We start from the raw sequence: 21,762 nt of genomic DNA, 5'->3' as shown, positions 1-21,762 counted from the left end.
GGTAGGTTGCCCCTGTGAAGCCTGCATCGACGAAGGCACCTCGGCCCGCCTATCTCTGTGACGCCTGTGGGCATCAGCCTCCTAAGTGGGTGGGGCGGTGCCCTGAGTGCGGCGAGTGGGGCTCCATTGTGGAGTCGACGGTGGGGCCAGCCATGGGCACTATGCGCCATGCGGCACCGCGGCAGCCGAGCGAGCCGGCTCGTCCAATCGCGACGATCAGCGCCGAGCCCGCCCGCGCGGTCGCCACCGGCGTTGGCGAGCTCGACCGCGTGCTCGGGGGCGGGCTGGTGCCGGGGGCGGTGGTGCTGCTCGCCGGGGAGCCTGGCGTCGGCAAATCCACGCTGCTGCTTGATGTCGCGCAGCAGTGGGCAAAAAACAGCGGCAGCACGGCACTGGTGATCAGCGGCGAAGAGTCGGTCAGCCAGGTCCGGCTGCGCGCCGAGCGCATGGGCACCCTGCACGAAAAGCTCTACCTCGCCTCGGAAACCGACCTGGCCGCGGTCCTCGGGCACCTTGACTCGGTCAAGCCGGGCCTGCTCGTGCTCGACTCGGTGCAGACCATTTCCGCTCCGGGCACAGAGGGCGTCTCCGGTGGGGTGACCCAGGTGCGAGCGGTCACCGCGGCCCTGGTGGCCGTCGCCAAGGAGCGCCACATCGCCACCGTGCTGGTCGGCCATGTCACCAAGGACGGCAACGTCGCCGGGCCGCGTGTGCTGGAGCATCTGGTCGACGTGGTGCTCCAGTTCGAAGGCGACAAGCATTCGTCTTTGCGTCTGATTCGTGGCTTGAAGAATCGCTTCGGCGCCGCCGACGAGGTGGGCTGTTTCGAAATGCACGAGAACGGCATCACCTCGCTCGCCGACCCCTCCGGGCTCTTTCTCACCCGATACACAGAAAACGTTCCAGGCACATGTGTCACGGTGGCGATGGAAGGCCGGCGCGCGCTGCTCACCGAGGTCCAGGCGTTGGTGGGGGCGACCGTGGCCGGGTCTCCTCGGCGCACGGTCTCCGGCCTCGACTCGGCCCGTCTGGCCATGGTGCTCGCCGTGTTGCAGCGCCACACCGAGCGCATCGCCTTGCACGACAAGGAAGTTTTCGCGGCCACCGTCGGCGGCATTCGCATCACCGAGCCGGCGGCCGATCTAGCCATCTGCCTTGCGGTGGCATCTGCCTACCTCAACCTCGAGATGACTCCGACCTTGGCCGCTATCGGTGAGGTAGGTCTCACCGGCGAGGTCAGGCGAGTGGGCGCGATTCAGCGCCGCCTGGCCGAGGCCGCCCGGCTCGGGTTCAAATACGCCTTGGTGCCGCGGGGTTCAGGGCCCAAGGTGGTGAGCCACATTCACGGCATGGAGGTCGTCGAAGTCACGGAAGTAAGGGGCGCACTGCACTGGGCGGGCCGGTTCTCGGCGGGGGAACCGTAGACTGTGCCCGTGCCGATCGATCGCGACACCATGTGGAGTCCCGCTATGCTCAGCGGCGATCCGCTGCGGGCTACCCTGGCGCGGGTCGCGCCGGGCACGCCCTTGCGCGACAGCCTGGAACGCATCCTGCGCGGCAAGACCGGAGCGCTCATCGTGCTCGGTTACGACAAGATGGTGGATTCCATGTGCACCGGGGGATTTCCGCTCGACGTCGAGTTCACCGCGACCCGGCTGCGTGAGTTGTGCAAAATGGATGGAGCGGTAATCATTACCGCCGATGGCAACCGGATTGTGCGGGCCGCAGTCCAGTTGATGCCGGATGCGTCCATCCCCTCCGCCGAGTCGGGCACCAGGCACCGCACGGCCGAGCGGGTGGCCAAACAGACCGGCTATCCGGTCATCTCGGTGTCCCAGTCGATGAACATCATCGGCGTCTACGTGGCCGGGCAACGGCATGTGCTCGACGACTCCGGCCAGATCCTGTCGCGCGCCAACCAGGCGCTGGCCACCCTGGAGCGTTACAAGCTTCGCCTCGACGAGGTGAGTGGCACGCTGTCCGCGCTGGAGATCGAAGATCTGGTCACCGTTCGCGACGCGCTGGCGGTGGTGCAGCGGCTGGAGATGGTCCGGCGCATCTCCGACGAGATCGCCGGCTATGTGGTCGAGCTGGGCACCGATGGCCGTCTGCTCTCCCTCCAGCTCGACGAGCTGATGGCGGGTGTCGACTCAGACCGCACCCTGGTGATCCGCGACTATCTGCCGACCGGCAAGCTCGCCGGCGGCAAGCGCCCGCGCAGTGTCGACGAGGCGCTCGTCGAGCTGGATCTGTTGACTGCCAGCGAACTCATCGACCTGGTGTCGGTCGCCAAGGCGATGGGTTATCCCAACACGACCGAGATCCTCGACGCGGCGGTGAGCCCGCTCGGCTTCCGGCTCCTGGCCAGGGTGCCGCGCCTGCCCGGCGCGATCGTGGAAAGGCTCGTCGACCACTTCGGCAGTCTGCAACGGCTCCTGGGCGCGACAGTGGAAGACCTGCAAGCGGTGGAGGGAGTCGGCGACGCCCGAGCCCGCGGCGTGCGGGAGGGGCTGTCCAGGCTCGCCGAGACGTCGATCCTGGAGCGCTACGTCTAAGGTCTGCGGCCCGCTACGCCCATTCGTGAGCGCGCCCGCAGCGCCTCGGCAAGCTGCCGCCAGGCCCCCCTTGCGACCAGCTCGCCAGTTCGTGAGCGCCTGCAGCGCCTCGGCCAGGCTCGACACTGCCCTACGGCCAGCTACTCCCGCTTGTGAGCGCCTGCAGCGCCTCGGCCGGGCTCGACACGGCCCTACGGCCAGCTACTCCCGCTCGTGAGCGCCTGTGGCTCGGGGTGGCCGGCGGCGGTCTGTGGCTGGCTCGTTTGTTCGTTAGGTGATCTTCAGGGTGACCGGGTCACTTTTGTCGGTGCCTACGCGGCCGATGAGCTGGTATTCGCCGGGTTCCGGGGCTGGCCCGGTCGGGGTGCGCTTGGCCGTGGTCGAGCATTTCGTGCTCGACTCGCCGTTCCACATCGCGTTGTAGGAGCGCTCGTGGTTGGGCGGGAACGTTCTGAGCTCTGTTCCGGTCGGGCCGTCACAGTCGTCGGAGGACCAGATCTTCTCGGTGCCGAGAACGACTCGCAGCTCCTGCTGGTCTGCGCCAACATCGCGGCTGCAGGAACGGTTGGAGATGTTCTTGATCAGCAACGTGATCTGAACGTCTGTCCCCGCCACGATGGTCGTCTTGGCCGGAACGGCTTTCACGCTGATCTCAGCGTCGGTGCACATGTCTGCGGCGGCGACGGCGACTGTCGCGGTTGGACTGACGACCGCGGCCGGTGTCATGGCCGCCTGCGCTGTGGGGCTCGGGCTCGACGCGGGCTTGCTTGCCGCGGTTGGGGTTTTGCTCGGCTCCGCGGCGGGGCTCGTCTTGCCCGACACGTTGCAGGAGTAGACCACAATCAGGACGCCCAGCAGCGCGCCGGCTAGCACCATGACGCGGCGCCGCCAGTACACGGAAGCGGGCAATGGACCCACGACGAGTCTCATGATGTCCTCACGCTAACGCTCACGATCTCGACAACGCACGACCGACACGCTTCGTCAGCTTAGACTCCCGGTGTGCCCTCCTTTCTCGCGGAGCAGACCTCTATCTGGTACCAGAAAAATGCTAGGGATCTTCCATGGCGTCATGAGGGCGTAGGGGCGTGGGCGATCCTGATCAGCGAGGTGATGTTGCAGCAAACGCCGGTGTCGCGGGTGCTCACGGTGTGGCAGGAATGGATCGAGCGTTGGCCATCTCCGGCCGACCTGGCGGCGGAGCCAGCAGGCGAGGCGATTCGCGCATGGGGCCGTTTGGGTTACCCCCGAAGGGCGATGCGTTTGCATGAATGCGCGGGCGAGATTGTTCGCCGGCACGGTGGCGAGGTCCCTGACGAGCTCGACAAGCTGCTTGCCCTCCCGGGAATCGGTGACTACACGGCCCGAGCGGTGCTCAGTTTTGCTTTCGGCCAACGCCACCCCGTGGTGGACACCAATGTGCGGCGGGTGGTGTCCCGGGTGCACCACGGCGTCGAAGACCGCGCGATCGGGCTCGCGGAGGTCGCCGAGCTGTTGCCGCTAGGGCAGTCCGACGCGGCGCTGGCTAGCGCGGCCCTGATGGAGCTGGGTGCCGTGGTGTGCGCAGCGCGCTCGCCACGTTGCGGTGTGTGTCCGGTGATGGCTGAGTGCAGGTGGAAGCAGCTGGGCTCGCCGCAGCCGGAAAAGCCGTTCCGGCGGCCGCAAAGCTATGCCGGAACCGATCGCCAGGTACGCGGTCTGCTGCTGGCGGTGCTTCGCGAGTCGGCGGCCCCGGTGCCACGGCATCGCCTCGATCTGGTTTGGCCGGACGGGGTTCAGCGGGAGCGGGCATTGCAGAGTCTTTTGGCTGATGGGCTGGTACAGGCCCAATCTTGTGACGTGTTCCTGCTACCGGACTCGACGCCAGCTCAGTAGTGTCTGGGAATGTTTGCCCGCCGGGCCTTTTTGGCTGCCGCTGTTCCTGCCCTGCTCGCGGGCTGCTCTTCGCAGAGGTGGGAGGCTGGAGCGGCCAAAGCGAGTGAGTCGCCCTCGCCGTCCCCGTCGGCTGAACCGTCGATTGAGCCTTCCCCCACGCCGTCGCCAACCCCGTCGCCGACGAAGCCGGCCCCGCCTGCTTCGCCACCTGAGGTGCATGACGTCAACTGGTACCTCCGGCGTGCGCCGTCGTTCGGCCCGCCCCCGGCGCCCGAGCCGGTGACCGTCCCGGATGGAGAAAAGACGCCTTGGTGGTCACGGGTGCCCACCACGCAGAAAGTGGCATTTATAACCATCGATGATGGTGGGATGACGCGAACCACAGATGCGCTGCAGTTCATCCAGCGAGCCAAGATCCCGGTGACCCTGTTCCTGAACTCGCCGGCCGCGGCCTCGTACACGTCCTACTTCAAAGCGATCAAGGACACCGGCGCCAGCATCCAGGACCACACCGTCACCCACCGCAAGCTCAAAGGGCAGAGCTACGACTTCCAGCGCCAGGAGATCGAAGATTGCGCCAACAGGATCCAGGAGCTGTTCGGGGAGCGGCCCTACCTGTTCCGCCCGCCGTTCGGTGACTACGACGACATCACGCTCAAGGCCGCCCGCGACTGCGGTATGCGGGTCTCGTTCTTCTGGACGCAGACCGTCGACAACGGGAAGGTCTTCTACCAGACCACCGCCGAGGTCATAAAGCCCGGCGACGTGATGCTGATGCACTTCCGCCCGAACCTGGCCGACGACCTCCTCGGCGCGCTCAAGGCCATGAAAAATTCGGGACTTACCCCGGCCCGGCTTGAGGACTACATCCCCAGGCCGTCTCCGGCGTAAGCCCCGAATGGGGTTTCGTTGCGCTTTATCTAGGCGGCTTCCACCGTCTCCGTCGCCGAGGCACCGGGCGCGGCAGCGGATGCCGCGACCGCCTCCGACGGCGGACGGGTGGAACCGGTGAAGATCAGCTTTGACGTCTCGATCTGCTCGGGGTCACCCTCGCAGTCGACCAGCACGTTCTGCCCAGGCTTGAGCTCCTGGAACAGGATCCGCTCGCTGAGCGCATCTTCCAGCTCGCGCTGGATGGTGCGGCGCAGCGGACGAGCCCCAAGCACCGGGTCGTAGCCCTTCTTCGCCAGGAACAGCTTGGCGGAGTCGGTCAGCTCCAGACCCATGTCCTTGTTGCGCAGCTGCTCGGTGATCCGCTTGATCATGATGTCGACGATCTGCAGGATCTCGCTCTCACCAAGCTGGTGGAAGACGATGGTGTCGTCGATGCGGTTGAGGAACTCAGGCCGGAAGTGCTGCTTGAGCTCGTCGTTCACCTTCTGCTTCATGCGGTCGTAGTTGCTCTCGGCGTCTTCGGACTTCTGGAAGCCCAGCGACACGGCCTTGGCCACGTCACGGGTGCCCAGGTTGGTGGTCAAGATGATCACCGTGTTCTTGAAGTCGACGATGCGGCCCTGTCCGTCGGTCAGGCGACCGTCTTCCAGGATCTGCAGCAACGTGTTGAAGACGTCGGGGTGAGCCTTCTCGATCTCGTCGAAGAGCACCACGGAGAACGGCCGGCGGCGGACCTTCTCGGTCAGCTGGCCACCCTCGTCGTAACCGACGTATCCGGGAGGCGCACCGACGAGGCGGGACACCGTGTAGCGGTCGTGGAACTCGGACATGTCGAGCTGGATCAGCGCGTCTTCGCTGCCGAAGAGGAACTCGGCCAGCGTGCGAGAAAGCTCGGTCTTACCGATGCCTGACGGCCCGGCGAAGATGAACGAACCACTCGGACGCTTCGGGTCCTTCAGGCCCGCCCTGGTGCGGCGGATAGCCTTCGAGACCGCCTTGACCGCGTCGATCTGGCCAACGATCCGCTTGTGCAGCTCGTCTTCCATCCGCAGCAGCCGCGAGGTCTCTTCCTCGGTCAGCTTGTAGACCGGGATGCCCGTCCAGTTCGCCAGGACCTCGGCGATCTGCTCGTCATCCACCTCGCTGACGACGTCGAGGTCGCCCGCCTTCCACTGCTTCTCACGCTCGGACTTCTGACCCAGCAGGGTCTTCTCGCGATCACGCAGCTGCGCGGCGCGCTCGAAGTCTTGCGCGTCGATCGCCGATTCCTTGTCGCGCCGCACCTGAGCGATCTTCTCGTCGAACTCGCGCAGGTCTGGCGGAGCGGTCATCCGGCGGATGCGCATCCGGGCACCGGCCTCATCAATGAGGTCGATCGCCTTGTCGGGCAGGAACCGGTCGGAGATGTAGCGGTCGGCCAGGTTGGCCGCCGCGACCAGCGCCGCATCGGTGATGGTCACCCGGTGGTGCGCCTCGTAGCGGTCACGCAAGCCCTTGAGCATCTCGATGGTGTGTGCCACCGAGGGCTCGCCGACCTGGATCGGCTGGAAACGGCGCTCAAGAGCGGCGTCCTTCTCCAGGTGCTTGCGGTATTCGTCGAGAGTGGTCGCACCGATGGTCTGCAGCTCGCCACGAGCCAGCATCGGCTTGAGGATGCTCGCCGCGTCGATGGCGCCCTCCGCGGCACCAGCGCCCACCAGGGTGTGAATCTCGTCGATGAACAGGATGATGTCGCCGCGGGTGCGGATCTCCTTGAGCACCTTCTTGAGGCGCTCCTCGAAATCACCGCGGTACCGCGAGCCGGCCACCAGAGCACCCAGGTCGAGCGTGTAGAGCTGCTTGTCCTTGAGCGTCTCCGGCACCTCGCCCTTGACGATCTTCTGGGCCAAGCCCTCCACGACCGTGGTCTTGCCCACACCTGGCTCACCGATCAGCACCGGGTTGTTCTTGGTGCGCCGGGAGAGCACCTGCATCACGCGCTCGATTTCCTTCTCGCGCCCGATGACCGGGTCGAGCTTGCCCTCGCGCGCCGACTGGGTCAGGTTGCGGCCGAACTGGTCGAGCACGAGGCTGGTCGACGGAGCGCCCTCGCCGGTGCCCGGCGTGGTGCCGGCTGCCGCCGGCTCCTTGCCCTGGTAACCCGAGAGCAGCTGAATGACCTGCTGGCGAACTCGGTTAAGGTCTGCGCCCAGCTTGACGAGCACCTGAGCTGCCACGCCCTCGCCCTCACGGATGAGGCCAAGCAGGATGTGCTCGGTGCCGATGTAGTTGTGACCGAGCTGCAACGCTTCCCGCAGCGAGAGCTCGAGCACCTTTTTTGCCCGCGGCGTGAACGGGATATGCCCGCTCGGTGCCTGCTGGCCTTGGCCAATGATTTCTTCTACCTGCTGGCGCACACCCTCCAGCGAGATGCCGAGACTTTCCAGCGCCTTCGCTGCGACGCCCTCACCCTCATGGATGAGACCAAGCAGGATGTGCTCCGTACCGATGTAGTTGTGGTTGAGCATCCGGGCCTCTTCTTGAGCCAGGACCACAACCCGACGCGCCCGGTCGGTAAACCGCTCGAACATTCCCGCTCCTCACCAGCGAAGCTATTTCACTCACTCTAACGCCAGTCGCTGACGGAGTCGGTGTACGGAAAGCACCCCTTTAGCCACCGTCAGGTAACTGACTAGTCACATACTGTTGCCACCAAAGCTAGCTAAAGCGGGACATACATCCCGCCGAAGCCTTAGAAGTGGGGGCGTTAGAGCCAACCTTGCCGCCTGCTCGCGTGTTCCGCGGTACCGACGTCTACGCGCAGAGCGAAAACCGCCGCGACCACGGCTCTATCGAAGCCCTGCTGCGTGATAAGCCTCGCTTAGCTTTGCGGGCACCCTTCCCCGCTCGCTGACCTTCATCTTCTGGCTCTTGGCCCAATCCCGCACGCGCTGATTCTTCGCCCGCTGCTCGGCCGCGGAAAGCCCTTTGGTCTTCACCGCGGGACCGGCCGTCCGGCGGGAGGAGGGGTCCTTACGGGCCACCGCCACATAGGGCGCGAGCACCTGCGCAAGCTTGTCGAAGTTGGCCGGGCCGAGATCGATTTCGTAATTCACGCCCTCGAATCCGAACTTCACCACACGAACGTCTTTCTCAGATCCGTCCAGGTCATCCTGCAGCACAATGATTTCGCGCCTCGCCATGCGGGTGCCCTCCGATTAAATGGGTGAACCGCCAGAATAAACCAACCTATTCCGGTCGGACCAGAGGGAACATTATCGTTTCCCTAATGCCCAGGCCGGTCAGCGCCATCAAGAGCCGGTCGATTCCCATTCCGACGCCACCCGCGGGAGGCATCCCATACTCCATTGCGCGCAGATAATCCTCATCCAACGGCATGGCTTCCGAGTCACCCTTTTGTGCCAGCTTCGCCTGAAGCTCGAAGCGGTCTCGCTGGATCACCGGATCGATCAACTCGGAATAGCCCGTTCCGAGTTCGAATCCGCTCACATAAAGGTCAAACTTTTCCACCAGCCCGCGCTGCGAGCGATGCGCCCGTACCAGGGGGGAGGTGTCCTCGGGATAGTCCTTCACGAATGTGGGTTGTTGCAGAGTGGGCACGACCAGCTCTTCGAACAGCTCCTCGGCCAGCTTGCCTGGAATCCACTTCGGATCAACCGCGAGATCGATTTTTTGCGCAAAGCCAACGAGTTGTTCATAGGGCGTTTCTACGGTCACCTCTTCGCCAAGCGCTTCGGAAAGCGAGCCGAACACGGTGATGGATCGCCATTCGCCACCGAGGTCGAATTCCGTGCCGTCGGCATGGGTGACCACATGTGATCCGGCGACGGCCATTGCGGCCTCCTGAATCAGCTCTCGTAAGAGCGTCCCGCCCCGGTCGTAGTCGGAGTAGGCCTCATAGAACTCGAGCATCGCGAACTCGGGCGAATGAGACGAGTCAAGACCCTCGTTTCGGAAGTTCCGATTGATCTCGAATACCTTGTCGATCCCGCCCACGAGGCAGCGCTTCAAAAAGAGTTCCGGCGCGATCCGCAGATAGACATCGCGATCAAGCGCATTGAAATGGGTGATGAAGGGGCGCGCGGCGGCGCCTCCGTGGATCAGCTGCAGCATCGGGGTCTCCACCTCGACGAAGCCGCGCTGATGGAACGAGTCGCGCAGGCTTCGCACAGCGGTGGCCCGAGCCCTGACCATGTCCCGGGCCTCCGGCCGCATGATGAGGTCGACATAGCGCTGCCGCACCCGGGCCTCTTCGCTCATCGCCTTGTGCGCCACGGGAAGCGGCCGCAGTGACTTAGCTGTCATCGACCAATCGGAGGCGAGCACGCTCAGCTCTCCGCGCTTGCTGCTGATCACCTCACCGGTTATCCCGACCTGGTCGCCGAGGTCGACAAGCCGCTTCCACTCCTCCAGCCGCTCCGCGCCGACCTTGTCCAGCGAGAGCATCGCTTGCAGCTGGGTGCCGTCGCCGTCCTGCAGGGTCGCGAAGCACAGCTTGCCGGTGTTACGCACGAACATGACCCGGCCGGTCGTCGCGACCACGTCACCGGTGGCCGAATCGATTGGCAGATCTGGGTATTTTTCGCGGATCTGCTTGAGCGTCGCGGTGCGCGGATAGGTCAGCGCATAGGGCTCGTGGCCAGCCTCAAGCAGGGACTCTCGCTTGGCTCGCCGGATCCTCATCTGCTCCGGGAGATCATCCTGGCCCTGGCCTGCTTCGCTCGTCGTCGTCACGGCGACTAGCCTACCGAGCGTGGATTTTGACTCGCATCGCCTTTCCTTCGGCGCGGCCGCCGCGCACTATGACCGAGTCCGCCCGACCTACCCCCTCGCCGCCCTGACTTGGGCGCTCGGTTCGCCACCAAAGCGCGTCGTGGACCTGGGCGCTGGAACCGGCCTGCTGAGCCGAGTTGCTATAAAAGCAGGCTTTGACGTGGTACCGGTTGAGCCCGACCCGGGCATGAGGGCGCAACTGGATGCCACTACCCCCGGTGTGACCGCGCTAGCCGGCGCTGCCGAGGACATCCCGCTGCCCGACTCGTCCGTCGACGCGGTCATCAGCGGTCAGGCCTACCACTGGTTCAACCCGGAGCTGGCCCATCCGGAGATCGCCAGGGTGCTCAAGACCGGGGGCGTCTTCGCCGCCATGTGGAACGAGCGCGACACCACCAAGGCGTGGGCCGCCAAGCTCGACTCCATCATGTCCGGTGGCCAGTCGCATCAGTGGGCGGCGAACAACGTCACAGACTTCGGGCCGCTGTTCACACAGATCGAGACGAACAACTTCGAGCACGTGGTGACCCAGTCTCCGCAGGGCCTCGTCGACCTCATCAGCTCCCGCTCTTACTACCTGGTGGCCACGCCCGAGCAGCAGGCCGAGCTGCGGGCTCAGGTGGCACAGCTGTGCGCGACCGACCCCGAGCTACGCGGCCGCGACGAGTTCCACCTCAAGCTGACAACCAGCGTCTTTCGCGCTTTCAAGAAGTGACATGAGCGCCTGTCGGCGCCTCGGCCGGCTTGTCACTGGCCTGCGGCCAGTCGCGCCGGTTCGTTGCGTTCGTAGACCAGGCGGAGCCCGATCAAAGTGATCATGGGCTCGTGATGGGTGATGGTGCGGCACTCGTCAATGACGACGGGTGCCAAGCCGCCCGTCGCGATGACCGCGGTGACCTCGCCCAGCTCCTCGATCATCCGCGCCACGACGCCGTCGATCTGGCCCGCGAAGCCATATATGACACCGGATTGCAGACACTCCACGGTGTTCTTGCCGATGACCCGGGCCGGTTTGACCAGCTCCACCTTGCGAAGCTGGGCGGCGCGCGCGGCCAGCGCGTCCACCGAGATCTCGATGCCCGGCGCGAGCACGCCGCCGAGGAACTCACCCCGCGCGCTTACCGCGTCGAAGTTGGTGGAGGTGCCGAAGTCGACGACGATCGCCGGGCCGCCGAAAAGATGATGCGCCGCAAGGGTATTGACCACGCGATCGGCGCCCACCTCCTTGGGATTGTCGATCGCCAGCTGCACACCGGTCTTCACGCCCGGCTCGACGATGACCGTCGGCAGGCCGGAGTAGTAGCGGGCAAGCATGGTGCGCAGCGAGCGAAGCGCGGCCGGAACGGTGGAGCACGCGCAGATGCCGGTCAGTTCCACGTTGTCGCCGGCCAGCAGCCCTCGGAACATCAGACCCAACTCGTCGGCCGTGCTGCGTGAGTCGGTCTTGACCCGCCAGGAGTGCACGAGCTTGTCGCCGTCGAAGGTGGCCAGCACCGTGTTGGTGTTACCGATGTCGATGGTCAGCAGCACGTTAGATCTCCCTGGGCCGCAAATCGAGCGCGATGTCCACGATAGGCGAGGAATGGGTGAGTGCCCCCACGGAGAGGTAGTTCACCCCGGTCTCGGCATACTTGCGCGCCACCTCGAGGGTGAGACCGCCGGTCGCCTCCAGCTCGGCCGACTCCCCGACCGCCGCCACGACGTCGCGCAGAGTGGCCGGAGACATGTTGTCGCACAACAGAAATGTGGCGCCCGCCGCGACCGCTTCGCGGGCCTCGTCGACCGTGGTCACCTCGACCTGAACGGTCACCTCCGGGTACGCGGCACGCACCCGCTCGAACGCGGCCGTAATAGAACCCGCGGCCAGCTTGTGGTTGTCCTTGATCATCGCGACGTCGTACAGACCCATGCGTTTGTTGGTGCCGCCGCCGGCCCGTACCGCGTATTTCTCCAGCGCACGCAACCCGGGTGTGGTCTTACGGGTGTCCAGGACCTGAGCGTCTGTCCCGGTCAGCTCATCGGCCCAGGCTCGGGTGTGAGTGGCCACACCCGACATGCGGCACAGCAGGTTCAGCGCGGTTCGTTCGGCGGCGAGCAGGGTGCGGGTGGGACCGGTGATGGTGGCCAGCACGTCACCGCGCTCGAACCGAGAGCCGTCGGTGGCGGCGTAGCTCACCTGCGCCCCGGGCCCGGCCATCTCGAAAACCGCGGCGGCCACCGCCAGCCCGGCCAGCACGCCGCTTTGTCGTGCCACGAGCTCCGCGGTGTCGACCTGCTCAGCCGGGATGGTCGCCACGCTGGTGACATCGAGGTGCTGTGGCCCCATGTCCTCGCGCAGCGCGTTTTCCACTATCCAGCTGACGTCGAGCGGGTCGAGCCCGGCCTCGCGAAGACGAAGCCCCGTGTCATCTCTCATGCCATAGCCTCCCAGGTGTGGGTGAGCTTTCCGTCCTCGGCCAGCTCGGCGAGGAGATGGCCCCGCCAGGCCGGGAGCGCGTCAGGGAAATCCTCCCGCCAGTGACACCCCCGCGTCTCGCGCCTGGCCGACGCGGCCCCGACCAGAGCGCTCGCCACGGTGATCAGGTTGGACAGCTCCCAGCTTTGCGGGCCCTGCGCAACCTCGGCCAGCACCTCGGTGGTCTGCGCCAGCGTGGCCTCGCTGCGCAGCACGCCGGCGCCGCGGGTCATCGCCTGCTGCAGAAGCGTCCGGGCGGCCGCATTTTCCTGGCCCGCGGGTGCTGCAGCGGCCGCGGGGAGCACCGGGTCACGTTGCGGCGGAAGGTCGCGCACGATGTCCTCCGCTATCCGCCGCGAGAAGACCAGACCTTCGAGCAGCGAGTTGGACGCGAGCCGATTCGCGCCGTGCACCCCGGTGCAGGCCACCTCGCCGCACGCGTAAAGGCCCGCGATGCTCGTGCGGCCGTCGAGGTTGGTGCGCACGCCGCCGGAGGCATAGTGGGCCGCGGGCGCCACCGGGATCAGGTCGACGGTCGGATCCACTCCCGCCGAGAGGCAATAGGCGGTGATGGTGGGGAATCGGGCCGCCAGCTCCTCCACATGCCGAGCGTCAAGGAAGACGTGATCGGTGCCGTCGGCCAGCATCTGCCGATGGATCCCTTTGGCGACAACATCTCTGGGCGCCAGCTCGGCCAGCTCGTGGCGGCCCACCATGAAGCGCTTGCCGTCGCCGTCGACCAGATAAGCACCCTCGCCCCGCAGCGCCTCGCTGACCAGAGGCTGCTGAGCGGTGCGATGGCCGGGCAGGTAGAGCGAGGTGGGATGGAATTGCACGAACTCGACGTCGGTAACCGCGGCCCCGGCCCGGATCGCCAGCGCGACACCGTCCCCTGTGGACACTGACGGGTTGGTGGTGACCGCGAAAACCTGGCCCAGCCCACCGGTCGCGAGCACGACCGCACGGGCCGTCACCGCTCCCACGCCGTCGGGGCTTCCCTCGCCGAGCACGTGCAGCGTCACCCCGCACGCGCTGCCCGACTCGTCGCGGAGCAGATCGAGCACCAAAGCGTGTTCCACCAAGCGAATCCACGGATCCCGGCGTACCGCGGCATGGAGGGCGCGCTGCACCTCCGCGCCGGTGGCGTCACCGCCCGCGTGGACTATCCGGTTCGCGTGGTGCCCGCCCTCCCGGGTCAGCATCAGCGAACCGTCGGGGTGGCGGTCGAAGGAGGTGCCCAGCTTAATCAAATCGCGAATCCGGGCCGGGCCTTCCCGGACCAGGACATCGACGGCCGCCGGATCGCAGATGCCCACCCCGGCCACCATGGTGTCCTGCGCGTGGGCTTCGGGGGTGTCGAACGGATCGAGGACGGCCGCTATGCCGCCCTGCGCCCATCGTGTCGACCCGTCATCAATGTTGACCTTGGTCACGACCGTGACGTGAAGACCCGCCTCACGCAGGTGGAGCGCGGCGGTCAGGCCGGCCACCCCGGAGCCGATGACCACCACGTCGGTGGGCTCGAACCAGGTCGGCTGCCGCGCCGCGAGACGCGTCGGCAAAACAGGCAAAGGCACAAGGACAGTCAACCTCGCCGCCATACCCCGTTCACATACAGGTGGCCTGTGCTGATCGTCACCCTCAGTTGATCGGCAGGCCGCTGTTTCCGGTGCCCTTCAGCGAGCGGGTAAGAGTCTTGCCACTAAGCCAGAGGTGGCAGCGGATGGCGTGATCGCCATCGGCCCATTCGGCTTCGCTCGGATAGTGGTAGTAGGTGCCGGTGCGGTATTTCATGTCACCGTTGTCTGGTACCCCGACATATCCAGCGATCATCGAGCGGCACTTGGTGTGGATCGTCTTGGCGACGGCCTCGTCGTTGAGCGTCGCCCACGCATCGGTCACCGGGAAAGTCCCTACGAACTCGGCGTTGTGGCCCGCCGTACACGCCACAACAACCCAGGCCTTCTTCTCGTCGGAGGGGATGTCGTAGCAGCCGTACTTCAGCTCGGACTGGGCGCTGAACTCGCCCTTGAGGCTCTTGGACCAATTCGCCGGGCCGGGCAGATAGGGGTCGTCCTCCCTGAGCGAGACCTCGCACCTGTACCAGCGCGCGCCGCCTTCCCACGCGCCGGGTGATGGCACCGAGACCCCGATCCACAGCCGCCCTGATCGCCATTCACCGCCGACGAAGGCGGTGGTCTTGGCGTCGCAATCCTTGTAGGCGGCGAGCAGATCGGCGTTGCCCGGCGCGGTCGGCGGAGCCGTCAGCTTGGCGGCATCGCCGGTGAACTCGCCGAGGTGAACGGTCTCGTAGCGGTGCTCAGTGGTGCACGAGACCGGCGTGTAGGCGCGCCGGTAGGAGGTCATGGCGAACTCCTTGTGGCAGGTGTCAGCCTTGGGCACCCAGCCCTCCGGCGCCGCTATCTCCGGCCACTCGTTGACGAGGTTGCCGTCCGTGCCAGGAGGGTTGGCACATGCCGATGCCAGCAGGGTGAGGCCGGCGAGCACCACGCCTGCTATCCCACGCTTGATCCCCGGTCGCATCTGCGGCCCTCCCCAAAGTAAAAGCAAGGGGGCGAGCATACTTCACTTTCTCAGGAGGGAATGCCCAGCCCTCGGCTCCCTTTGGCCGACGCCGACATCGTCTTTTCGTCCAACCAGAGATAGCAGCGGATGGATCTATCGCCGCCCTGCCAACGGCTCTCGTTCTCGATCCACGAGCTGACCCCGGTGGTCAGCGCCGAGCGGGTCACCCCGACGAACGCGGCCGCGAGAACGAAGCATTTTTCGTGCAGCTTGTCCCAGTCACTATCCACGTCCGGGTACTTGGTGCCGGCCGGCATGAAGTCTGCGCCAACGTATTCGGCGTTGTGAGGCTGAGCGCACTCCACCCCGGTCAGGCTCGCGCCGGGCGCGCTGCGGTAGGCGAAGCAGCCCAGCGCCAGCGCCTCGAGGGCCGGCCCGGTCAGCGGGCCTTCCCGCTCGATCAGGTCGTGGTCGTCCAGCCGGGCGAGATCGCGGGGAATCACCGCATCGCACCGGACCCAGCGCGCGCCACCGGTCCAGGCGGCTGCGGTCGGCAGGTGGACCACCACGTTGAGCCGGAAGTCTCGCCAATCGCGGCCAAGTCTCGCCTTTACGCCCCGGTCGCACTCGGCGTAGGCGGGCTCCGCCGCGGCGTCGGAGAGCTTGGGCGGCGCCGCGAGCGTGGCCACGTCGCCGGTCAACTGTCCGACGTGGACAGTCTGCACCAGATGCTTCTGGGCACAGTCGACCGGCCGGTAGCTGCGCGAGTCGACCGAGGCGGCGACCGCCGCATGGCACACCTCCGCCTGGGGCGCAAACGCTTGCACCGCAGGCATTTGCGGCCACTCATCGGTGAGACTGGCCCGGGTTAGATCGCAACCTCCGGACAGGATCGCCAACGACAGACCCACGCCGAGCACAGATCGCCGCATCGACACCCCTCCCCATGACGCGGGGAGCGTATCCGATTCGGCCGCTTTAGCGCGAGAGTGTGAGGTCTCCCCGGATGACATCGCCGGCCATCCCGGCCACCGCCTCGGCCGGGTCGGCGCCCAGCGACAGGATCCGATTGTCGGCATCGACATGCACCACTTTTGGCACATAGCTGCGAGCAATCGCGTCGTCCATCTGCGCGTACGAGATCAGAATGACCAGATCCCCAGGGTGCACCAGGTGGGCGGCGGCACCGTTGATGCCAATCACTCCCGAGCCGCGCTGGCCCGCGATGACATAGGTCTCCAGACGTGCCCCGTTGGTGATGTCGACGATCGCCACCTGTTCTCCGGGAAGCAGATCGGCGGCCTCCATCAAATCTTCATCGATGGTTACCGATCCCACATAATGCAGATCAGCTTGGGTGACCGTGGCGCGGTGGATCTTCGACTTGAACATGGTGCGGGAGAACATCAGCTCAGCTCCAAAGGGGTGTTATCGATGAGCCGGGTGGTCCCGATCCTTGCCGCAACCAGGAGACGGGCCGAACCCTGCGCCGGAGGTGCCCCGAGCTCCGGGTCGCGAAGCTCAAGGTAGTCAACGTCGATCCCCGCCAGCTCCGCGGCCGCAGTGGCCAGAACCGCATCGACTGTGCGCTGTGCCCCACCGCGTCGCAGCGCCCGAGACAGGCTAAGCGACAGATCGCGTTCCGCGTCGGATAGGTAGCGATTCCGACTCGAGAGCGCCAGACCGTCGGGCTCGCGTACGGTCGGCACCCCGACGATCTCGACCGGCACCTCAAGGTCACGAACCATCCGGCGGATCAGAGTGAGCTGCTGATAGTCCTTCTCGCCGAAGTACGCGGCGTCGGCTCGGGTGAGATTGAGCAACTTGAGCACCACGGTCAGCACCCCGGCGAAGTGGCCGGGGCGGTGTTCGCCTTCCAGCTGGCCGCCCAGCGGACCCGGATCCACGGTGACCACGGGCTGACCGCCCGGATACATCTCCTCGACCGGCGGCGCGAAGACCAGGTCGACCCCCTCGGCCTCGCACATGGCCACGTCCGCGTCGAAGGTGCGCGGGTAGCGCGCCAGGTCCTCGTTAGGCCCGAACTGCAACGGGTTCACGAAGATGGTCGCGATCACGAAGTCGGCCTGCGCGCGAGCCGTCCGAAGCAGCGCGGCATGACCCGCGTGAAGCGCGCCCATCGTCATGACGACGCCGGTTTTCCCCGATCGCTTCGCTTCGAACAGGGCGTTGCGGGTGTTGACCACCTCTGTCATGACACTGCCTCGACCGTGCCGGGGCTTGCCAGCACGTCGAGCAGGGCCTCCGCGTCCATGCTGCGCAGACGCCCGCTTGAGATCGCGCGATCGGCTGTGCGGCGTGCCAGCGCCCGGTAAACCGGCAGCGACTCCGGTGCGGTCTCGCCGAGGACCGCCACATGCCGGGCGACGGTGCCGGCATCGCCCCGCGAAACGGGGCCGGTCAGCGCGTTGTCCCCCATCCGCAGCGCATTTTCCAGCGCCGCGCGGACCAACGGGTCCAGCACCTTCTCCGGGTGCAGAACGCCGGCGTCACGAAGCCGATCGGCGGCCTCATTGATGAGGGTCACCAGATGGTTGGCGCCGTGCGCCAGCGCCGCGTGGTAAAGCGCACGCTTCTCATCGGCGATCCACTCCGGCGTGCCGCCGAGGTCGTCGACCAGAGCGGCGGCGGTTTCCTGCATGGCGGGTGGTGCGGTCACACCAAACGAAATACCACGCAGCCGCCCCAGGTCGGCGGCAGTTCCGGCGAAAGTCATCGCCGGGTGCAGCGCAAGCGGGCGAGCGCCGGCGGCGACAGCGGGGGCAAGCACCTCAAGCCCGTGTGCGCCGGAGGTGTGCGCGACGATCTGATTCGGCTGCAGGGCGCCCATCCGGGCCAGACCCGAGATCACTCCCGCGAGCGCGTCGTCGGGAACGGCCACGATCAGCAGATCGGTGGCCCGCACGGCGACCTCGTCGGGCTGCAGGTGAGCTACGCCCGGAAGGAGACGCCTGGCGGCAGGAGAAGCGCCGGAAACGGCGACCACGCGGTGACCTGCCGCACGCAGGGCCGCGCCCATGACAGCGCCTACCCGGCCGGCGCCGATGACACCAACAATCATGATCCAGTCCTCGTCCCTGGGGTACCGGTCGCGATCAGTATGCGTCCGCGACCTGTTCGCTTGCCAAGCATCTGTGCGAAACCTAACGGTGGCGTTTAGTCGCCTTAGAGTCATCGAATGCGGTTTCGAACAGCGATGCACGAGGCGCTTTATGGGCCAGCAGGCTTCTTCGTGCGCGCCCGGCCCGCCTCACACTTCCTGACCAGCGCACAGTCGCCACTTTTCGCCCGCGCCCTGGCCCGTCTCATCGGCGAGCTCGACGAGCAGCTGGGCAGGCCGGACCCGTTCGACGTGGTGGATGTCGGAGCCGGTGGCGGCGAGCTGCTGGCCAACCTCCAGCCGCTTTTGCCCGGCCGTGCCCGCCTGCGCCCGGTCGAGATCGGCGACCACATCCCGGACGGCATCGTCGGCCTGCTCCTGGCCACCGAATGGCTCGACAACGTCCCGCTGGACCTCGCCCAGGACGGTCGCTACCTGCATGACGGCGAGCCGGTCAGCGCCCCCGACGCGGAGTGGATTCAGCGGTGGTGGCCGAACCCGGAAGGCACCGTCGAGATAGGACGCGAGCGCGACAAGGCGTGGGCAAAGGCCGTCAGCCACCTCAACCGAGGGCTGGCTCTCACCGTCGATTATGGACATTTTCTGGGTACCAGACCCAGCGCGCCGACCCTGGCCGGTTTCCGCGACGGGCGCGAGGTGGAACCGCTCCTCGACGGCAGCACCGACCTGACCTGTCACGTCGCGATCGACTCCGCCGCCGCGGCGACCGGCCTGCCCTGGACCGTGCTGACCCAACGCGAGGCCCTGCATTGGCTGGGCGTCAACGGCACCCGGCCTCCGCTGGAGCTGGCCTATCACGATCCCGCTGGATATCTACGTGCCCTGGCCGAGGCAAGCGAGGCCGCCACACTCACCGATCCAAATGGATTAGGTGGTCACTGGTGGCTCCTGCACCCGTTAGGGTGTGCGCTATGACGGCGGAAGTCACTGTCGCGACCGGAACCGGCGGTCTTGGTACCGACATGGTGCTCAACATCGGCCCGCAGCACCCTTCAACGCACGGAGTGCTGCGGCTTCGCCTCAAACTCGACGGCGAGCGGGTGATCAGCGCCGAGCCAATCATCGGCTACATGCACCGCGGCGCCGAGAAGCTCTTCGAGGTGCGCGACTACCGCCAGATCCTGGTGCTGACGAATCGGCATGACTGGCTGAGCGCCTTCAGCAACGAGCTCGGCGCGGCCCTGGCCGTGGAACGCCTGATGGGCATCGAGGTGCCGGAAAGGGCGGTGTGGTTGCGCACCGCTTTGGCCGAGCTGAACAGGGTCCTCAACCATCTGATGTTCCTCGGCTCTTATCCGCTGGAAATCGGTGCCATAACCCCGGTCTTCTACGCCTTCCGTGAGCGCGAGACCCTGCAGGCAGTCATGGAGGAGATCTCGGGCGGCCGGATGCACTACATGTTCAACCGGGTGGGCGGGCTCAAAGAGGAAGCCCCGGCCGGCTGGACCTCCCGCGCCCGCGACGCCATCGGTCTGGTGGAGAAGCGCCTGCCCGACCTCGACCGGCTGATCCGCCGCAACGACATCTTCATGGCCCGCACGGTCGGAGTCGGCGTGCTCACCGCCGCCCAAGCCGCCGCCTACGGCGCCTCCGGCCCGGTTGCGAGGGCGTCCGGTCTCGACTTCGACCTCCGCCGCGACGAGCCCTATCTCGCCTACGGATCGCTCAAGGTTCCCGTGGTGGTCCGGACCGCAGGCGACTGCCATTCGCGCTTCGAGGTCCTTCTCGACCAGGTTTATGTGTCGCTGGAGCTGGCACGCCAATGCCTCGACCGGGTCGACCAGATCAAAGGCCCGGTGAACGTGCGGCTGCCCAAGGTGGTCAAGGCGCCAGAGGGTCACACCTACGCCTGGACAGAGAACCCGCTGGGCATCAACGGCTACTACCTCGTGTCACGCGGCGAGAAGACCCCTTGGCGGCTCAAGCTGCGCACCGCTTCCTTCGCCAACGTGCAGGCCCTGTCCACCCTGCTCCCCGGCTGCCTGGTCCCCGACCTGATCGCCATCCTCGGCTCAATGTTCTTCGTAGTAGGCGACGTCGATAAGTAAAACCCCCGCCCGCGCTCGCCCCCGGCCGGCTTGGCCCGCACGGCCCGGCCTCGCCGCTCGGGCCACCACGGCTCGTCCACGCGCTCAGCCCGCTCAGCTCGCACGGCCGCAAATCCGCGGCGGTGCTATCGCGCCGCGATCTTGAAGACGCGCTCTTTGTCTTCAAGATCGCAAGGGATGGCACCGCCTTCCAGGCGGATTTGCCGCGCGTTGCTTGCACGCGCCTAGCGGTACCGCTCGCGGTCGTCGTGGCGGCGGTCGTCGCGGCTGCGGTCGGACCAGCGGTCGTCACGGTCTGAGGCGCTGATGGCACGGCGTTCGCGGTCGCGGTCTCGGTAGGGAAAGTCGCGCGGGGCGTCTAGGCGTTCGTCGTCGTCCCAGCGCGGGCGGTCGAGGCCCGCTTCGCGACGGACTGCGGCCCATCGATCCTCAATGCGCACCTCGGTGCCGCGGCCGTCAGAGTAGACGCCAGCCCGGCGCTCGCCCATGCGCAGCTCACGACCATGATCATCGCTGCGCACGCTGGCCCACCGATCTCCGGCGCGAACCGCTGGGCGGCGATCGTCTTCTTCGTCGATGACCGGGCCGACCCACCGGTCGTCGTGCGAGTCGCGCTGCCAGCGGTCGACTGCCGCACCCGAATCGTTGGCGTCCCGACGCCGGTCGAGCTGCTCGCGCAGCCGTTGCTCTGTCCAGGACTCCTCGCGGTCGCGCTCCCGGTAGTCGTCGCGCTCGCGGTATTGGTCACGGTCACGCTCGCGGTAGTCGTCGCGATAGTCATCGCGGTCGTGGTGCGGTTGCACCGCACCGCGGCTGGCGATCGGCTGGCGCGTGCCGTAGGTGGTGCCGCGCGAGGCGTCCTCGTGCGGGTCCATGATCGTGTGCCGGGTGGTCACCTGAACGGTTTCGGTGTGCCGCAGCACACCCGGGGGCATCGCCTGGCGCTGACCGTGCTGAGCAATTCCGGGCGCGGGTGCGCCGGCGCGATGTGAGGCGGCGACCGGCTGATGGCGCAGGGTCTCCAGTTGCGCCTTGGTGGCTTCGAGCTCTGCGCGCGTCGACTCCACCTGGTCCATCAGATATTGCATCTTCTCGCCCAGCGCCCGCTGGGTCGCCTGAACCGCGTGCCCGAGGTCGTCGCGCACTTCGGCGCGCACAGTGTCGATCTCGTCGTACATCGTGTCTTCGAGCTCGGACTTGATCCCTTCCGAGTCTCGACGCAGAGTGATCGACACCCCGACGAGGATGACCGAAATGATCAGAATGCCGACAGCTGCCCGCAACGAGCCCATGCTTGAACCGACAAGCAGCAACAACGCTGCCAGCGGGGCGAGTCCCACCCCGGTCCAAAACAGCGCTGTGAAGAGACGCGCACGGCGTTGCTCTTCCTGCGCGTCTGAGGTCGGCATGGTGCTAGAGGTTACCGACCGTTGCCAGGAAGCGAAAGGCCGCGCAGTCCATAGATCGCGCCAAAAGTCTTTGATCGGCGAGCTT

Annotated in this window: 20 protein-coding genes; 7 read left to right on the top strand and 13 right to left on the bottom strand. The window is 66.5% G+C overall.

The annotated features are described in order from the left end of the window. Positions 1-14: 14 nt before the first annotated feature. Both radA and disA read left to right on the top strand, forming a co-directional pair. The gene (gene radA / locus Rhe02_RS31905) at positions 15-1,424 is read left to right on the top strand and encodes a DNA repair protein RadA (protein ID WP_203912132.1); all 1,410 of its coding nucleotides are present in this window, start codon (positions 15-17) and stop codon (positions 1,422-1,424) included. A 30-nt stretch (positions 1,425-1,454) separates the two neighbouring features. Further along, on the top strand, positions 1,455-2,555 hold the full coding sequence (gene disA, locus Rhe02_RS31900) for a DNA integrity scanning diadenylate cyclase DisA (protein ID WP_203912150.1): 1,101 nt from the start codon (positions 1,455-1,457) through the stop codon (positions 2,553-2,555). Between the two features lie 270 nt (positions 2,556-2,825). Here the strand turns inward: disA and Rhe02_RS31895 are convergent, their stop codons facing one another. Beyond that, positions 2,826-3,485, bottom strand: a complete 660-nt coding sequence (locus Rhe02_RS31895) for a hypothetical protein (RefSeq protein WP_203912131.1) — start codon at positions 3,483-3,485, stop codon at positions 2,826-2,828. Positions 3,486-3,557: 72 nt separating this feature from the next. Here Rhe02_RS31895 and Rhe02_RS31890 point away from each other — a divergent pair, with 72 nt between their 5' ends. Continuing rightward, entirely contained in the window at positions 3,558-4,430 is an 873-nt protein-coding gene (locus Rhe02_RS31890) for an HhH-GPD family protein (protein WP_239124182.1), read from the top strand. A gap of 9 nt (positions 4,431-4,439) precedes the next feature. Beyond that, the gene (locus Rhe02_RS50630; RefSeq protein ID WP_203912130.1) at positions 4,440-5,321 is read left to right on the top strand and encodes a polysaccharide deacetylase family protein; all 882 of its coding nucleotides are present in this window, start codon (positions 4,440-4,442) and stop codon (positions 5,319-5,321) included. Positions 5,322-5,350: 29 nt separating this feature from the next. On the opposite strand, the gene Rhe02_RS31880 is transcribed toward Rhe02_RS50630, so the two are convergent. The 3 genes from Rhe02_RS31880 to lysS all read right to left on the bottom strand — a co-directional run bounded on the left by Rhe02_RS31880 (position 5,351) and on the right by lysS (position 10,007). After that, complete coding sequence (locus Rhe02_RS31880) at positions 5,351-7,894, bottom strand: ATP-dependent Clp protease ATP-binding subunit (RefSeq protein WP_239124180.1); 2,544 nt, start codon at positions 7,892-7,894, stop codon at positions 5,351-5,353. Between the two features lie 258 nt (positions 7,895-8,152). Next, positions 8,153-8,506, bottom strand: coding sequence for a histone-like nucleoid-structuring protein Lsr2 (locus tag Rhe02_RS31875; RefSeq protein WP_203912129.1), 354 nt, complete (start codon positions 8,504-8,506; stop codon positions 8,153-8,155). 46 nt (positions 8,507-8,552) lie between these two features. Continuing rightward, a complete protein-coding gene (gene lysS / locus Rhe02_RS31870; protein WP_203912148.1) occupies positions 8,553-10,007 on the bottom strand; it encodes a lysine--tRNA ligase in 1,455 nt (484 codons plus the stop codon). A 70-nt stretch (positions 10,008-10,077) separates the two neighbouring features. On the opposite strand from lysS, the gene Rhe02_RS31865 reads away from it, so the two are divergent. After that, positions 10,078-10,812: a class I SAM-dependent methyltransferase gene (locus tag Rhe02_RS31865; RefSeq protein WP_203912128.1), complete on the top strand. Its 735-nt coding sequence runs from the start codon at positions 10,078-10,080 to the stop codon at positions 10,810-10,812. Between the two features lie 32 nt (positions 10,813-10,844). Here the strand turns inward: Rhe02_RS31865 and Rhe02_RS31860 are convergent, their stop codons facing one another. The 8 genes from Rhe02_RS31860 to Rhe02_RS31825 are packed head-to-tail and all read right to left on the bottom strand — an operon-like array spanning position 10,845 to position 18,160. Next, entirely contained in the window at positions 10,845-11,627 is a 783-nt protein-coding gene (locus Rhe02_RS31860; RefSeq protein WP_203912127.1) for a type III pantothenate kinase, read from the bottom strand. Position 11,628: 1 nt separating this feature from the next. Then, entirely contained in the window at positions 11,629-12,513 is an 885-nt protein-coding gene (nadC, locus tag Rhe02_RS31855; protein WP_203912126.1) for a carboxylating nicotinate-nucleotide diphosphorylase, read from the bottom strand. Further along, on the bottom strand, positions 12,510-14,153 hold the full coding sequence (locus tag Rhe02_RS31850) for an L-aspartate oxidase (protein WP_203912125.1): 1,644 nt from the start codon (positions 14,151-14,153) through the stop codon (positions 12,510-12,512). Before Rhe02_RS31850 ends, nadC begins: the two co-directional genes overlap by 4 nt. A gap of 40 nt (positions 14,154-14,193) precedes the next feature. Continuing rightward, on the bottom strand, positions 14,194-15,096 hold the full coding sequence (locus tag Rhe02_RS31845) for a septum formation family protein (RefSeq protein ID WP_203912124.1): 903 nt from the start codon (positions 15,094-15,096) through the stop codon (positions 14,194-14,196). 50 nt (positions 15,097-15,146) lie between these two features. Further along, positions 15,147-16,010 (bottom strand): septum formation family protein, encoded by an 864-nt coding sequence (locus Rhe02_RS31840; protein WP_203912123.1) that lies wholly within the window; start codon positions 16,008-16,010, stop codon positions 15,147-15,149. Between the two features lie 46 nt (positions 16,011-16,056). Beyond that, entirely contained in the window at positions 16,057-16,485 is a 429-nt protein-coding gene (panD, locus tag Rhe02_RS31835) for an aspartate 1-decarboxylase (RefSeq protein ID WP_203912122.1), read from the bottom strand. After that, a complete protein-coding gene (gene panC / locus Rhe02_RS31830; RefSeq protein WP_203912121.1) occupies positions 16,485-17,294 on the bottom strand; it encodes a pantoate--beta-alanine ligase in 810 nt (269 codons plus the stop codon). Before panC ends, panD begins: the two co-directional genes overlap by 1 nt. Beyond that, positions 17,291-18,160, bottom strand: coding sequence for a Rossmann-like and DUF2520 domain-containing protein (locus tag Rhe02_RS31825; protein ID WP_203912120.1), 870 nt, complete (start codon positions 18,158-18,160; stop codon positions 17,291-17,293). The genes panC and Rhe02_RS31825 overlap by 4 nt, the downstream gene beginning before the upstream one ends. 117 nt (positions 18,161-18,277) lie before the next feature. Here Rhe02_RS31825 and Rhe02_RS31820 point away from each other — a divergent pair, with 117 nt between their 5' ends. Together Rhe02_RS31820 and Rhe02_RS31815 are read left to right on the top strand one after the other, a co-directional pair. Next, on the top strand, positions 18,278-19,135 hold the full coding sequence (locus Rhe02_RS31820; RefSeq protein ID WP_239124179.1) for an SAM-dependent methyltransferase: 858 nt from the start codon (positions 18,278-18,280) through the stop codon (positions 19,133-19,135). Next, the gene (locus Rhe02_RS31815; RefSeq protein WP_203912119.1) at positions 19,132-20,268 is read left to right on the top strand and encodes an NADH-quinone oxidoreductase subunit D; all 1,137 of its coding nucleotides are present in this window, start codon (positions 19,132-19,134) and stop codon (positions 20,266-20,268) included. The genes Rhe02_RS31820 and Rhe02_RS31815 overlap by 4 nt, the downstream gene beginning before the upstream one ends. A gap of 224 nt (positions 20,269-20,492) precedes the next feature. On the opposite strand, the gene Rhe02_RS31810 is transcribed toward Rhe02_RS31815, so the two are convergent. Further along, positions 20,493-21,677, bottom strand: coding sequence for a hypothetical protein (locus Rhe02_RS31810; RefSeq protein ID WP_203912118.1), 1,185 nt, complete (start codon positions 21,675-21,677; stop codon positions 20,493-20,495). Positions 21,678-21,762 lie beyond the last annotated feature (85 nt).

Origin of the sequence: Rhizocola hellebori (assembly GCF_016862955.1) — a bacterium.
Lineage (GTDB): Bacteria > Actinomycetota > Actinomycetes > Mycobacteriales > Micromonosporaceae > Rhizocola > Rhizocola hellebori.
The sequence above is the reverse complement of the archived record's forward strand: the minus strand, read 5'-3'. Positions and strand labels throughout refer to the sequence as shown.